At 62.7% G+C, this 14,779-nt stretch carries 9 protein-coding genes; 8 read left to right on the plus strand and 1 reads right to left on the minus strand.

Features of this window, described 5'->3' with window-relative positions:
• The first annotated feature begins 71 nt into the window (after positions 1–71).
• Entirely contained in the window at positions 72–926 is an 855-nt protein-coding gene (locus ISS97_RS02420) for an HpcH/HpaI aldolase/citrate lyase family protein (RefSeq protein WP_379984759.1), read from the plus strand.
• Positions 927–943: 17 nt separating this feature from the next.
• Positions 944–3,358, plus strand: coding sequence for a sodium:solute symporter (locus tag ISS97_RS02425; protein ID WP_379984760.1), 2,415 nt, complete (start codon positions 944–946; stop codon positions 3,356–3,358).
• Between the two features lie 116 nt (positions 3,359–3,474).
• On the opposite strand, the gene ISS97_RS02430 is transcribed toward ISS97_RS02425, so the two are convergent.
• A complete protein-coding gene (locus ISS97_RS02430; protein ID WP_379984761.1) occupies positions 3,475–4,353 on the minus strand; it encodes a S1 family peptidase in 879 nt (292 codons plus the stop codon).
• Between the two features lie 380 nt (positions 4,354–4,733).
• Here ISS97_RS02430 and ISS97_RS02435 point away from each other — a divergent pair, with 380 nt between their 5' ends.
• The 6 genes from ISS97_RS02435 to ISS97_RS02460 all read left to right on the plus strand — a co-directional run bounded on the left by ISS97_RS02435 (position 4,734) and on the right by ISS97_RS02460 (position 14,651).
• Complete coding sequence (locus ISS97_RS02435) at positions 4,734–5,636, plus strand: LysR substrate-binding domain-containing protein (RefSeq protein ID WP_379984762.1); 903 nt, start codon at positions 4,734–4,736, stop codon at positions 5,634–5,636.
• Positions 5,637–6,017: 381 nt separating this feature from the next.
• Positions 6,018–8,270, plus strand: a complete 2,253-nt coding sequence (locus ISS97_RS02440) for a TonB-dependent receptor (RefSeq protein ID WP_379984763.1) — start codon at positions 6,018–6,020, stop codon at positions 8,268–8,270.
• Between the two features lie 74 nt (positions 8,271–8,344).
• Entirely contained in the window at positions 8,345–9,634 is a 1,290-nt protein-coding gene (locus ISS97_RS02445; RefSeq protein ID WP_379984764.1) for a serine hydrolase domain-containing protein, read from the plus strand.
• Positions 9,634–10,572: a ribokinase gene (locus ISS97_RS02450; protein ID WP_379984765.1), complete on the plus strand. Its 939-nt coding sequence runs from the start codon at positions 9,634–9,636 to the stop codon at positions 10,570–10,572. Before ISS97_RS02445 ends, ISS97_RS02450 begins: the two co-directional genes overlap by 1 nt.
• Before the next feature lie 25 nt (positions 10,573–10,597).
• Positions 10,598–12,781, plus strand: coding sequence for a formylglycine-generating enzyme family protein (locus tag ISS97_RS02455; protein WP_379984766.1), 2,184 nt, complete (start codon positions 10,598–10,600; stop codon positions 12,779–12,781).
• 4 nt (positions 12,782–12,785) lie between these two features.
• Positions 12,786–14,651, plus strand: coding sequence for a glycoside hydrolase family 127 protein (locus ISS97_RS02460; protein WP_379984767.1), 1,866 nt, complete (start codon positions 12,786–12,788; stop codon positions 14,649–14,651).
• Positions 14,652–14,779: the final 128 nt, after the last annotated feature.

A 14,779-nucleotide genomic window follows, 5' to 3' on the forward strand; every position in this document is an offset into this window, starting at 1 on the left:
GTGTGCTGTGCGATTCGTGCTGTTGCGCTGAAGCACACTACGGTGCATGACCATCCAGCTGCCCGTAGCCCATGCGTAGCAAACTGTTCGTGCCAGGCGCGCGGCCGGAGTTGTTCGCGAAGGCCTTGGCGGGCGATGCCGATGCCTTGTCGTTCGACCTCGAAGACGCCGTACCCCTGCACCTGAAAGGCGCCGCGCGCACGGCGATAGCGAGCTTTCTCGCCACGGATGCCGCACTGCAGTCGCCCAAGGTGATGATCGTGCGCACCAATGCGCCGTCCACGCCGTACTTTGCCGACGACGTGAACGAGGTGATGGGCGAAGGTGTGGCCCTGCTCAATCTGCCCAAGGTGGAGTCCGCGGCGGAAGTGCGTGCCGCGGTGGATGTCATCGCGCTTGCTGAAGCGACGCATGGTCTGCAGCGGCGCACGCGCCTGCTGGTGAATATCGAAACCCCGCGCGCGCTGGCGCATGCCGCGGCGATTGCCGGCGCGCATCCGCGCGTGGCGGGTCTGCAGCTGGGCTTGGCGGATATGTTCGAGCCGCACGGCATCGATCGGCACGATCGCGCCAATCTGCACGCCATTCTGTTCGCCGTACGCATGGCGGCGGCGCAGGCTGATGTGTTCGTGCTCGACGGCGCATACGCGGATATCGCTGACGAGGAGGGTTTCCGCGAGGAGGCAGCGATGGCGCGCCGGCTGGGTTATCTCGGCAAGAGTTGCGTGCATCCCAGACAGGTGGCGCTGGCGAATGCGGCCTTTGCGGTGTCGGAGCACGAGCTCGATACCGCGCGGCGTATCGTCGAAGCCGCCCAGGCGCCAGCCAATCAGGGTCGCGGTGCCTTCATGGTCGATGGCAAGATGATCGACCTGCCGTTCCTGAAACGCGCGCAGGCGTTGCTTGCGGCAGCGCACAAGTCGTGACGCCGCCGAGGGATTCCGTGCGGAAGCGAGTTCCGCATCAGCATCGAGAGGTTTGGCCGCGCGTGTTCCGCCTGTATCTGTTCTGCCTTGCCTGGCTTGTGCTGGCGCTTCCGCTGCACGCCGAAAGCCTCACGCCGCTGCGCAGCGTAAGCCTGCCGCCGCTGGAAAGCGCGCAACCGCTCGCCGGTCTGGCGGTGATCGACGGGCTGACCGTGGCGGTCGCGGCGGGTCACGCGTGGCGGCTCGATAATGCGGGCAAGGCGTGGATTGCGCTGGCCTGGCCGGCGGCTGTGCCAGCCGGAAACATCAGCGTGATCCAGGATGGCGCGCGCGCCTATCTGCTGTGGTCCGCCGAAGGACGCAGCGCATTCGCGGAGCTACACCTGCGCGACGACCGCCTCGACGCGAACACGCTGCCGCCGCTACCCGAACCCATCACGGATGCACGCGGCGCCATCTCCACTGATGCGCTGTTCGTTGCCGGCATGGCTGCCGATGGCAAGCCGCGTGTCTGGCAGGCGAATCCCGTCGACCTGCGCGCGGGCTGGCAGGCCGTGCCGGCCTGGCCGGGCGGAGCGCCCGCGCGGACGCTGGTGGTGCGAAATCAGAATCTATTCGTCACCGTCGAAGCGAGTGGCGCTGAACGTTTGCTGCGTTGGTCTGCACTCAAGGGCTGGGCCGATGCGGGTGCCGTGCCCGGCGAGATCGTGCCAGGCAGCGGCCGCGCGTTGGGGCAGGCGCATCTGCTCTATCTGGTGCGCGGCGCCGAGGGCGTGCGGCCGATGACGTATCACGGCATCACCGGTTCCTGGGCGGTCCTGCCCGGCGCCACCATCGCCGGCAACGCGCTGGTCGCCGCATGGCCGGACGGCCTGCTATGGGCACAACCGGATGGTGCGCACTACGCGGTGAGCACGGCGCAGCTGCAATCCGGCAAGCTGTTGCTGAGGTGGCTGGACTGGATCGTGATCCTGGTCTACCTGGCGAGCATGTTCGGCATTGGCCTGTATTTCTATATCCGCGAGAAGCGCAACTCCACCGCGAACTTCTTCGTCGGCGGCCGCAGCATTCCGTTCTGGGCCGCGGGTGTCAGCCTGTATGCGGCCAATACCAGCTCGATCAGCTTCATCGCGATTCCAGCCAAGGCGTTCGAAAGCAACTGGCAGTACCTCACCAATAACCTGATCGCGGTGCTGGGATTGGCTTTCGTCGCGGTGTGGATCGTGCCGTTGCTGCGCCGGCTGGATCTGATGTCGGTGTTCTCGTATCTGGAAACACGCTTTCATCCGGCGATCCGCATGCTGGCGAGCGCGCTGTGCATCGTCACCCAGATCGGCAGCCGCATGAGCGTGATCCTGTTCCTGCCTGCGCTCGCCATCGCCACCATCACCGGCATCAGCGTGACCTTGAGCGTGGTGCTGATGGGCGTGTTCACCATCATCTACACCGCCATGGGCGGTATGAAAGCGGTGATCTGGACCGATTTCGTGCAGGTGATCGTGAAGATGGGCGGCGCGCTGTTCGTGATCGGATTCATCGTCTGGCACCTGCATGGCGGCCTCGGCGAGTTCATGCATACCGCCACGGCCGACCACAAGATGCACCTGCTCGACTTCAGCTTCGACCTGACCAAGGCCACGGTGTGGGGCTTTGTGTTCCTGGTGCTGTTTGACGTGGTGCTGACGTTTCCGAAGGACCAGGTGCTGATGCAGCGCACGCTGTCCACCGAATCCGACAGGGAGGCCGGCCGTTCGATCTGGATGTTCGCGGCGATCATGATTCCCGGCGGCTTCGTGTTCTACCTGATCGGCACCGCGTTGTTCGTGTTCTACAAGGCGAACCCGGAGCGTATGAATCCACTGTTGCCGATCGACGCGACGTTCCCGCTGTTCATTGCGGCGGAGTTGCCGATGGGAGTCACCGGTTTGATCATCGCCGGCATCTTCGCGGCGGCGATGGCGACGTTATCCGGCATCATGAACAGCGTGGCCACGCTGATCTCGGTGGACTTCTACGAGAAGCTGGCGAAGCACTCGTCGCCCAAGAAGAGTGTATTGATGGCGGAGATCATGACGGTGGTGGTGGGCTTGGTGGGTATCGCCACGGCGCTATTGCTGTCACGCTTTGATATCCATTCGCTGTTTGATGTGTCGATTGAGCTGGCTGGCTTGCTGGGTGGCGGTTTTGCCGGGGCGTATACGTTGGGGATGTTTACGCGGCGGGCGAATTCGCCGGGGGTGGCGATCGGGATCGGGTCGAGCATTGTGTTGACGTTGATTGCCTGGTCGTTCCATCTGGTGCATCCGTACTTCTATCTGGCGATTTCGATTTTGCTTTGCATTGTTATTGGGTACTTGGCGAGTCTTTTGTTTCCGGCGCCTAAGCGGTCGCTGGAGGGGCTCACTATTTATTCGAGAGCACCGTCGAAGTAGTGCGCTTTTGCAGAAGCCAATCAAATGTGGTCATCGCCGATCTGATGCCAAATGTGACCATCATGGGCATCAGATCGAGGATAAGAAGGATGATGGGCAGAATTTTTTGGCAACTTTCAGTTCAGTAGCGACGACTGAAAGCGCTCGGGGTCTCTAATGAAGTCGTGAACTTCAATGCTGCGCAACCTTACATAAATACCCGGCCGCCCCTTGGCCGCGCACCCTCTGCCACGGCTGACCACGCCTACCTGTACCAATTGCCGTTTATCCCCGACAGCTTTGAACAGGGGGCCTCCCGAATCCTTTTGACAGCTATCGAATCCCTCGGAGCCGGCACATAGATCCACCTCTCTATTGCCAGACATCAGCTCGGTGTCCGAATAGGCGGCAAGACATTCGTCATAGGCCACGGCGGGTACCTCCACTTCCTGCAGTCGGTCAGTACCCCGCGGAGAAGCATGTCGGGTATGACCCCATCCGATAACCGTGAGTGGCGTCCCGGGCACTTCCAGCACATCGCTGCCTGGCACCGCCAGGGCAATAGCTCCATAACCTAGGATTTTGTTTTTCAGACGCAGCACAGCGACATCGTAACCCTGATCGTCCAGATAGCGTGGGTGCACGAATATCTTCGATATGCCCATCCGCATCCCTTGATTTTCATTGGTCAATACCGTCCTTCCAACAATCACTGAAAGCCGCTCAGGGGGCAAAATACTCCCCAAATGCACCACACAGTGAGCTGCCGTGAGTATGGTTTGCTGATCTATCAGTGAGCCACCGCATCTATGGCCGTGCAGGGCACTATCAGCCGATCCCTGCAATGTCACCATGAATGGATAGGCATCGTCGCGCACGTCATGGCCGCCAACGATATAGGGCGAGATATTCGAGACTTCTTGCTTCTGTTCCGCCGCTTGCGCAGCATCCACGGACATCAAGAAAATGCCAAGCACTCCAATCAGGGAAGCACGGAATGATGTGACTCTTTTCATTTAAAATCTCCTACAGCAATGGTCAGCCTCTATAGTCAGGAGAGGCATCATCGGAGTTCAACGGTGCGGCAGCACTGAAGAACGTAGGCGAACATTGCGCCGTATGTGTGGAGATGAAAACCGTGGGGAGGCTGTAAAACATACAAATACGACAGAAATAGCAACGCTCGTTACAAACATATACAAATGAACACATCTGCTATTGCCTGTTAACGAACCCGACTCCAAGAAAAAATCGGGGTTGATTACGGGGGGGCAACTCATATGCGCGTAGTAGTGGTCTTCCATTTTTCGGCCCTTGACGCCCCGATACCACTCTTCCATGGTTCGAGCACCGGTCTACCTGTTTGGTAGTTATCTTTTAGCGCGAGTGAGCTGCCGTGGAAACGCAATTTCTGAATACGTTTGTGACTGTGGTGGATCAGGGGTCGATGGCGGCGGCGGCGCGGGTGTTGAATGTGACGCCGGCGGCGGTGGCGCAGCAGCTGCGGACGCTGGAGCGTGAGTTGGGGGCGACGTTGATCGCCCGGGTCGGGCGCACAGTCAGCGTGACGGAGCAGGGGTCGCGGATTCTGGAGCGGGCGCGGGAGATGCTGCGCGCGGTGGCGGATTTGCGCAGTGTCGCCAACGATAGCGCGGTGTCGGGGGAGTTGCGGTTGGGAGCGTGTCCGACGGCGCTGGCGGGGATGTTGCCGGATGTGCTGGCACGGATGGTGGATGCGTTTCCGCAGATCAACGTGTTTATCAAGCCGGGATACTCGGTGGATCTGTATCGCGCGGTGGAGGCGGGAGATCTGGACGCGGCGGTGGTGTTGCAGGCGCCGTTTCCGTTGCCCAAGACCTGCGAATGGCTGTTGCTGCGCGAAGAGCCGCTGATTGTGCTGGCGCCGAAGAGCATGGCGGGGCGCGATCCACATGAGTTGCTGGCGACGCAGCCGCTGATCCGCTACGACCGCAATCAGTGGGGTGGGCGGCAGGCGGATGATTATCTGCGTGCGAACGACATCGTTCCGCGCGAGCGTTTCGAACTCAATGCGCTCAACGCAATTGCAGTGATGGTGGATCGCGGGCTCGGTGTATCGCTGGTGCCGGATTGGGCGCAACCGTGGCCGGAGGGTTTGCAACTCACGCGCATTCCGCTGCCGAACCCCGCCGTGCCGCGCCGCATCGGCATCGTGTGGTCGCGTTCAAGCGTGCGCGTACGCCTGGTGACGGTGTTGCTGCAGGAGAGCAAGAAAGCCGTGCATGTAGGAGCGCACCCTGTGCGCGACAAACCGGCATGAAGCCGGTTTGCACGACGTCAGTCGCCCGTAGGGTGAGGGGCATGGATGCCCCGAATGAAAGCCCTGCAAGGCAGGGCCGCTAACGCGTCCCTCTCGCGCACAGGGTGCGCTCCTACAAAAGCAGTGGTGTGTAGATGATGCTGCAACGCCGCATACTTTTGCTTCCTTCGTAAGCAACAAAAACTAGCCTCTGAACATAGTCCGCATCGGTTCTATGCCGAGAGCGAAGCGCATAGGCTCGCTCGCACATTAGGGCCGTCGGGACGCTGGGGGAGGCGTCGCCAGTCCAAGACGCCGCATACCGTCCCTGGTGCATCGCATGCGATGCATGGTCCAGCTACGCGTTGGACCGAAGCGATCAGCAGAACAATGAGAAGCGACATGATCAAACCACTCACCGCAGCGATCAGCAGCATCCTGCTGCTCTCCGTGATCGGCAGCCACGCGCAGGCGCAGGACGCCACGCCCGCCAACAGCAATGACACCAGCAAGGATGCGAAGAAGACGGACAAGGATAAGAGCGCCGTCAATCTGCAGCAGGTGATCGTTACCGGTACGCGCAGCCCGAAGGCGGTGGACGAGATTCCCGGTGCGATCACGGTGGTGTCGAAAGAAGAAATCCAGCACACGCTGCTGGTGACCGAGGATGCAACAGCGGTGCTGGCGCGTTCAGTGCCGGGCTATGCCGAATCCTCGCAGGCGATGAGCAATACCGGCGAGACGCTGCGCGGCCGCATTCCGCTGCGCCTGTTCGACGGTGTGCCGCAGGGTTCGCCGCTGCGCGAAGGTACGCGCAATGGCACCTTCACCGACATGGGCATCGTCGGCCGCGTGGAGGTGATCAACGGTCCTTCCGCGTCGGAAGGCATCGGCGCGGCAGGTGGCATCATCAACTACATCTCCAAGGTACCGACCAAGGAGGGTAACGAAACCACCCTCACCACGCGCTACCAGACCCAGGGCTACAGTGACAGCGGCAGCTGGAAAGTCGGCGCCACGTTCGCGCGCAAGCAGGACAACTACGATGTGCTCTTGGCCGGTTCGTATATCGACCGCGGCATCACCTACGACGGCAACGGTCGCCGCATCGGCTTGAACACCAGCGGCTCGCTGTCTGATTCCACCTCAAAGAACGTGTTCATCAAGGCCGGCGTCAACTTCGGCGAGAACAACGAGCAGCGCCTGCAGTTCTCCTTCAGCAAGTTCCGCATCGCCGGCAAGGGCGAATACATCCAGGTGCTCGGCTGCCGCGGCCCCACCGATACGCCGCCGTGCGCGGTGCCGCGCACCAATACCTCGGAGAAGGGACATATCTTCGGTTCGAAGGACGCCTTCAACGACTTCAAGCAATACAACCTGCAATACACCAACGAAAAGTTCTTCGGTGGCTTCCTGGACATCAACATCTACAAGGCCGACCAGTCCATGCGCTACCTGCCGGAGAACACCGAGGACAAGCAGGATCCGCTGATCGCGCCGCTCAATACTTTGTACGACCAGTCGGAAATCGTGGCGCACAAGAAGGGTATCCGTACCTCGTGGACGCGCCCGGATATCTTCAACATCACCGGGCTGGAACTGCATACCGGTATCGACTTCGTGAAGGATCAGGCGCAACAGCGGCTGGCGCTGACCAACCGTCTGTGGGTGCCGCCGATGAACTACAAGAGCGTGGCGCCGTATGCGCAGCTCTCATGGGATATCGGCCCGGTCACGCTGAGCGGTGGCTATCGCCGTGAGGACGACAAGCTCGACGTCAACAGCTACACCACCACCTACTACCGGAACCGCGTGTTCGTGCAGGGCGGCGGCTTGAAGTACAAGGAAGGGCTGAAGAACCTCGGCGCGATCTGGCGCGTCAACGACGAGTGGTCGGTATTCACCTCGTACAGCGAGGGCTTCACCCTGCCCAACATCGGCATCCCGCTGCGCAATATCAACGTGCCGGGGCAGTCGGTGTCGCGGATCCGCGACCTCAACGCGATCATCTTCAAGAACTACGAGGCGGGCTTTAACTGGCGTGGGGAGCAGGGCGCGTTCGGTGCGACGCATTATGTCTCGAAGTCGCCGTTTGGCGCGTCGCTGGCGATCGACCCGCACACCAGCGACTTCATCCTATCGCGTGCACCGGTACGCATCGAAGGCACCGAGCTGACCGGTGAGTGGCGCTTCAATCCAGAGTGGAAGGTCACCGGCCTATACTCGCACATCGCCGGCAAGACCTCGTTCTGGTCGGCCGATCCGGCTGGCCGCTACGGCTCGGGCGGTATGAACAAGCCGCTGGGCGTGCTCGACATCAACCCGGACAAGCTGGCTGGCGCGCTGACCTGGAAATTCCTGCCGCAGGCGGATGCCACGCTGGGCTTCACCTCGCTGTTCGGCCGCCATGTGTCCGGCAGCGACACGCGTGCCTACGACGGCGCCAAGTTCAGCTACAGCGAGCAGACTCATGGCTACACCTTGTGGGACCTGGGTGTGAACTACGACCTGCAGCGCTACGGCAAGCTCTCGCTCGGCGTGGAGAACCTGACCGACAAGCAGTACATCCTCAGCTGGTCGCAGCTAGCGGGCTATCAGAACTATTGGGCTGGCCGCGGCCGCGTGACCTCGCTGACCTACACCATCACTTTCTGACCACGCTCTTTTGAACTGGCGCGCTGTACCGATGGCCGCGACACAGGCGTCGCGGCCATCGCAGGGAAACTTTGATGAGCGAAGTCCGCAAAAAGCTGCATGGGTCCATGATTTTGGTGGCCTTGCTGCTGTGCGCTGCCCTGCCGCACACCGCCTCGGCGTCGTCACCGAAAGCTTCGCAGGGCATTCCGTCGGAACGCTTGCAGCGATTGCACGAGTACATGCGGAAGGCTACGGACGCCAACAGTTATCTCGGTGGCGTCACCCTGCTGATGCGCAACGGCAACGTCGTCGACTGGCAGGCCTATGGCTATAGCGATCTCGCGCGTCGCGTGCCGATGCACAAGGACGCGATCTTCCGCATCTATTCGATGACCAAGACCATCACGTCCGTCGCGGTGATGATGCTGGTGGAGGAAGGCAAGCTCTCATTGGATGACCCGCTGTCGCGTTACCTGCCTGGCTTTGCGGCTCCGCAGGTGCTGGCCGGCGGCACTGCCGAGGCGCCTCAGCTTCGTGCAGCCACCAAAGTGCCGACCCTGCATGCGTTGCTGACTCATACCGCGGGTTATCCCGCTGGCCTGAAGGGCGACGAGCAGGCGGTGAAGCTGATGGAGCGTGTTGATCCACATGGCGCCTCCGATCTGCGCGACTTCGCCGCGCGCATGAGCCGTGTGCCGCTGGCCGCGGATCCGGATACGCGCTTCGGCTACGACGGTGCCTCGCTGGAACTGCTGGCGCGCGTGGTGGAGGTCGCTTCCGGGCAATCCTTCGAGAGCTTCCTGCAGCAGCGCATCTTCACGCCCCTGCATATGCGCGACACGGGTTTCAGTGTGCCGACGGCGGAGCGCGGGCGCGTGGTGGATCTCACCATCATGGGCAAGGACGGCAAGCTGGCGCTCGCGTCCACGGAAAGCGCACGCCATCCCGGCGTACCGCTCAACGCGTACACCAGTGGCGCCGGCGGCTTGTATTCCACCGCAGCTGACTACGCGCGCTTCGCGCAGATGCTGCTCAATGGCGGCTCGCTGGACGGCCAGAGCCTGCTCAAGCGCGAGACGGTGGCGCTGATGATGCGCAACCAGCTCACCATGCTGCATCCGCCTGTCACTCAGTTCAGCGATGCGGAAGGTTTCGGCATAGGCGGCTATGTGGTGCTGGATCCGGTCCGGCGCGGTCAGCTGGGTTCGGTGGGGCAGTACGGCTGGAGCGGTGCGGCGTCGACGACCTACACCATCGATCCGAAGGAGCATCTGGTGGCCATCCTGTTGCTGCAGCATGTGCCGCGCGAAGATGGTGGCAAGGATCTGCCGCGCATCAGTCGGCCCTTCTACAACCTCGTGTATCAGGCTTTGCAACCGTGATGACGGCATCCCAAGGCAGCGTGCTGGTGGCCGGCTCGGCCAATCTCGATTTCGTGGTGCGCGCAGCGCATGTGCCTGAGCCCGGTGAAACCGTGCTGGGGCGCGATTTCGATACATTCCCTGGCGGCAAAGGCGCGAATCAGGCCGTGGCCTGTGCGCGTGCCGGCGGCGCGGCGACGAGCATGCTGGTGGCGCTGGGCGACGACGCTTTCGCTGCGCCACTTGAAGCCTCATTGCGCGATGCGGGCGTAACGCTCGATATCGTGCGCGCGGGGCAGCCCACCGGAGTGGCTTTCGTCTGTCTCTCCGATAGTGCGGAGAACGCCATCACCGTCGCCCCGGGCGCCAATGGCGCGCTGCGGCCGGAGCATCTGCCTTCGCTCACCGGCGTGACACATCTGCTGCTGCAACTGGAAACGCCGTTGCCTAGTGTGGAAGCCTGGGCCCGCGCTGCACGCGCGGCTGATGTCGCCGTGGTGCTCAATGCGGCGCCTGCGCAAACGCTCCCAAAAAGTTTGCTGGCGCATTGCGATCTGCTGATCGTCAACGAAGGCGAACTCACTGCGCTTACTGGTATCGAGGGCGATATCGCCGCCGCGCTCGATGCGCTCGATGTCCCCCGTGTGGTGGTGACGCTTGGCGCGCGCGGCTGTTGCGCCCGTATGGATGGCCAGCAGCTGTTGCAACCCGCCTTCACTATCGCGGCGCTGGATACCACCGGTGCCGGCGATACCTTCTGCGGCACCCTGGTGGCTGCGCTGAGTCGCGGCCTGCCGTTCGCCGCAGCCTTGCGCCGCGCCAGCGCCGCATCTGCGCTAGCCTGCACCCAGCTGGGTGCGCAGACCGGCGTGCCCACGTATGACGAGGTGGAGCGTTTGCTCGCCGAGCAGGCGGACGCTTCCATCTTTGAGCTCGCCGCATATAGCGGCTTCGCCTGATTTCGATGTTCCAAGAGTCCAACGCATGACCCAGCGCAACGATCCGCCCGATGACGAGCAGGCCAGCGACCTCCGGCCGCCGGTGAAGACCGAATACAAGTTCTCCCACGTCACCACCGGCCGCTACCTGCCCACGCCGGGCAAGGCGCCAGGCTGGCCGTTCGCCGAGATCGGTCACTGGAAGATGGACGTCGACGGCACTCTCGACGACTGGATCGCCGAGCTGACCGACTGGCGTCGCGAACACCTCACCCGCATCGGCTACAACGACGCCAACTATCGGCGGCCCGAGCTGCAATGGGCGCAGCGCAACTTCGTGCATGCACAGATGATGGTGGAGGACCGCTACTTCTACGATCCGCAGGCGGGCCGCTACACGGTGGACCGCTATCTGGACGATCTGGAACAGCGCTTTGGCGGTATCGACAGCGTGCTTCTGTGGTACGTGTACCCGAACATCGGCATCGATGACCGCAATCAATTCGATCTCGCCCGCGACCTGCCCGGCGGCATTGAGGGCCTGCGCGGCGCAGTGGCAGATTTTCATCGCCGCGGCGTGCGTGTATTCCTGCCCACCATGCCGTGGGACAACGGCACGCGCGAGCAGGGCCAGAGCGATTGGCAGGCCATCGCCGAGCTGGTCAAGGCGGTGGGTGCGGACGGTATCAATGGCGATACCTACAACGGCGTGCCGCGTGCCTTCTTCGATGCCTGCGACGCGCTGGGGCACCCCGTGGTGCTGCAACCCGAATCCACCATCAGCGCGGAGGAAGCGCTGATCTGGAACGTGCAGAGCTGGGGCAAGAAGGCACCGAACGAGCCGGTGCCGCCGGTGGCGAAGTTCAAGTGGCTGGAACCGCGCCACATGATCAACTACGAGAACCGCTGGGGCCGCGACCGCAACCACGACCTGCAATACATCTTCTTCAACGGCATCGGTTACAACGCCTGGGAAAACGTGTGGGGCATCTGGAACCAGCTCACCCCGCGCGATGCCGAAAGCCTGCGCCGCATCGCGGCGATCGAGCGCATGTTTGCACCGTGCATGGTCAGTCGCGATTGGCGCCCCTACCTGCACACCTTGCAGGCCGGCGTGTTCGCCAGCCATTTCCCGCACGAGGGTATCGCCCTGGTGACGATGGTGAACCGCAACGAGCACGAGGTGAGCGGTGAGCAGATCGCCTTGCCGCATGTTGAGGGCGCGCGCTATTTCGATGTGTGGAACGGCACGGTGATCGAGCCGCGTCTGGCGCAGGGGAAGGCGTGCTTTGAGTTGACACTGGAAGGCAGCGGCTTCGGCGCCTTGCTCGCGCTGGACTCCGGCGCTTCGTGCGACGGGCTGGACGCGTTTCTCACCCGCATGCGCGCTCTGGCGGCCACGCCGCTGCACAGCCTGTCGCGGCAGTGGAAGGCGATTCCACAGCAACTGGTGGAGATTGAAGCAACCAAGCCAGCCGTTGCGGCGCCGGAAGGCATGGTGACGATCCCCGCCGGCGATTTCGATTTCGTGGTCGGCGGTGTCGCGATCGAGGGCCAGACCTGGGAAGGCGTGGACGTGCAGTATCCATGGGAGAACAGCGCGCGGCGCAACCATCGCCATCGCATGCACATGGCAGCCTTCCATATCGACCGCACGCCGGTGACCAACGCGCAGTATCGGCAATTCGTCGAGGCCAGCGGTTATCGCCCGCACGATACGCACAACTATCTGCGCCACTGGCAGAACGGCGCGCCACCACAGGGATGGGACAACAAGCCGGTGACCTGGGTCTCGCTGGAGGACGCACGTGCCTACGCGCAATGGGCCGGCAAGCGCCTGCCGCGCGAGTGGGAATGGCAGTACGTCGCGCAGGGCGCCGATGGCCGGCGCTATCCCTGGGGCAATGCGTGGCGCGATGACGCGGTGCCTGTGCCAAACCGTGGCCGCCGTCTGCGCGCGCCGGACGATGTGGATGCGCATCCTGCAGGCGCCAGCCCGTTCGGTGTGCTCGATCTGGTCGGCAATGTGTGGCAATGGACCGATGAGTATCTCGACGAACACACGCGCGCAGCCATTCTTCGTGGCGGCAGCGCGTATCAGCCGCAGACATCGCACTGGTATTTCCCGCAGGCCTATCGCCTGGATCAGCACGGCAAGCTGTTGCTGATGGCGCCGTGCAAGGACCGCTCCGGCAGCGTCGGCTTCCGTTGCGTGGTCGATGCGGGTTGATTGCATGAGCATCGCAAACGACACATGGACCTCGCTCAAGGTGCGACTCGGCGGCCTGCTGGGCGAAGCGCTGGACGCGAACGCGCGCGGCCGTCTCTCGCACTTCATCGTTGATGAGCACAGCCCTGCCATTGAGATCTTCGCTCCGGAACGCCGCGCCAAAAATGTGGAAGGCGACTGGTACGGCGAGCACGGGGGCAAATGGCTGTACGCCGCCGCCAAGGCCACCGCGCGCACGGGAGATGCCGATCTGCTTGGGTGCTTGCGTCGTGTTGCCGATTTCCTGGTCGGCGTGCAGGAGGCCGACGGCTATCTCGGCACTTATGCGCCCGAGCGCCGCTTCATGCGCAGGCAGCCGCCGAAGCCGTTGAGCTGGAATGGCGAGCCAAGCGTGCGCACCTGGGATATCTGGACGCATGCCTATCTGGTGCTCGGCTTGCTCGAGGTGCATCGACACTTTCCCGAGCCGCGCTATCTCGACACGGCTCGTCGCATCGGCGATCTGTGCTGGCACACGTTGATCGATGACGGCATCGACATCACCGAACTCGGCAATCATCACGGCATGTCCGCCACGGTGTTGATGGACCCGATGACGGAGCTGTATCTCGCCACCGGCGAGCAGCGCTATCTGGATCTCGCCCTGCATGTGCTCGGACAGGCTGATCGCAATCCAGCGCTTGCGCTGCTGCAACGTGCGGAAGCCGGTGCCGACGCATCGGAGATCGCGACTGGCAAGGCGTATCAGCTCGCCTGGAATCTGGTCGGCCTCGCCAAGCTGTATCGCGTAACCGGCGACGCCACCTACCGGCGCGTGCTGGACCGGATGTGGCACAGCATCCGCGATCATCATCTGACGCTGGGTGGTGGCCCGTGGGGCGGCGTGGCGCATCGCTCACGCGAAGTATTCAACCCGGCCGGCGTGTTCAGTCCCCACGGTTATGTGGAAACCTGCTCCAGCCTTGCATGGATACAGCTCAACCGCGAATTGCTGGCGATCAGTGGCGAAGCAAAGTACGCCGAAGAAATCGAACGCACCGCCTACAACGATCTGCTCGGCGCGCAGGCGCCGAACGGCGAGGACTGGTGCTACTACGTGTTTCCCAACGGGCGCCGTGTGTACACGACGTACTGGCGTTGCTGCAAGTCGAGTGGCGCGATGGCGCTTGAGGAGTTGCCCGGCGTCGCCTACTCACGCACCGAGGACGGCATTGCGGTGCATCTGTACGGCGCGGGCGCGGCGGAGTTCGTGTTGCCGGTGGCGGGCAAGGTGGTGCTTGAGCAGCGCACGGCGTATCCGTTCGAGGGTGAGGTGCGCCTGAAGCTCACCGTCGAACACGAGGCACGCTTTGCTTTGCGATTGCGCGTGCCCTCATGGGCCGTCGATGCTTCCATCGAGGTGGATGGCGAAGGTGTCGAGGCGACGCCCGGGGCTTACGCGGTAATCGAGCGGGTATGGCGCGATGGCGACGAGATCGTGCTGCGCTTTCCGATGGTAGCCCGCACGCATCGCGCGATGAATCGCAATGTGCAGGAGTCGCGGGCGCCCGATGGCGAGCCGGTACGGCAGCAAGTGTTGCGCTTTGACTATCTGGCGGTGACGCGGGGGCCGTTGGTGTATGCCACCGGGTTGATCGATGGGTTCAAGGTGGAGGAGACCTTGTTGGTACCGGATGGGCCGGAGTCGGGATGGCTGGAGGTTCTGTCGGGGGATGTGCCTCGGATTGTGTTGAAGCTGGGGTATCGGCAGCCGTTGGTGTTTGAGCCTTACTACTGTGCTGGTGGGCGAAAGGATGGGGTTTGGCGGTTGACGTGGATGTCGTTGGCGCCTGATGACGCCGTTGCTTCCTCTCCCTTTGGCGACCCCTAGGTAGTCCCTGTGGGATGGAGGGCTGGGGTAAGGGCCCGGGTGCTTCGATGACGCAAGGGTTTGTGTCGGGTGAATATATGAAGTCCGGCTGTTTCTTTACGGGGCCTCGGCGCAAAGTTGTGCAGGCT

Origin of the sequence: Dyella koreensis (assembly GCF_044904565.1) — a bacterium.
Taxonomy (GTDB): Bacteria; Pseudomonadota; Gammaproteobacteria; order Xanthomonadales; family Rhodanobacteraceae; genus Dyella_D; species Dyella_D koreensis.

Excerpts from the sequence above, each read along its gene's own strand:
- ISS97_RS02420 (WP_379984759.1), top strand. The coding sequence starts at position 72 with ATGCGTAGCAAACTGTTCGTGCCAGGCGCGCGGCCGGAGTTGTTCGCG.
- ISS97_RS02430 (WP_379984761.1), bottom strand. The coding sequence starts at position 4,353 with ATGAAAAGAGTCACATCATTCCGTGCTTCCCTGATTGGAGTGCTTGGC.
- ISS97_RS02440 (WP_379984763.1), top strand. The coding sequence starts at position 6,018 with ATGATCAAACCACTCACCGCAGCGATCAGCAGCATCCTGCTGCTCTCC.
- ISS97_RS02445 (WP_379984764.1), top strand. The coding sequence starts at position 8,345 with ATGAGCGAAGTCCGCAAAAAGCTGCATGGGTCCATGATTTTGGTGGCC.
- ISS97_RS02450 (WP_379984765.1), top strand. The coding sequence starts at position 9,634 with ATGACGGCATCCCAAGGCAGCGTGCTGGTGGCCGGCTCGGCCAATCTC.
- ISS97_RS02455 (WP_379984766.1), top strand. The coding sequence starts at position 10,598 with ATGACCCAGCGCAACGATCCGCCCGATGACGAGCAGGCCAGCGACCTC.
- ISS97_RS02460 (WP_379984767.1), top strand. The coding sequence starts at position 12,786 with ATGAGCATCGCAAACGACACATGGACCTCGCTCAAGGTGCGACTCGGC.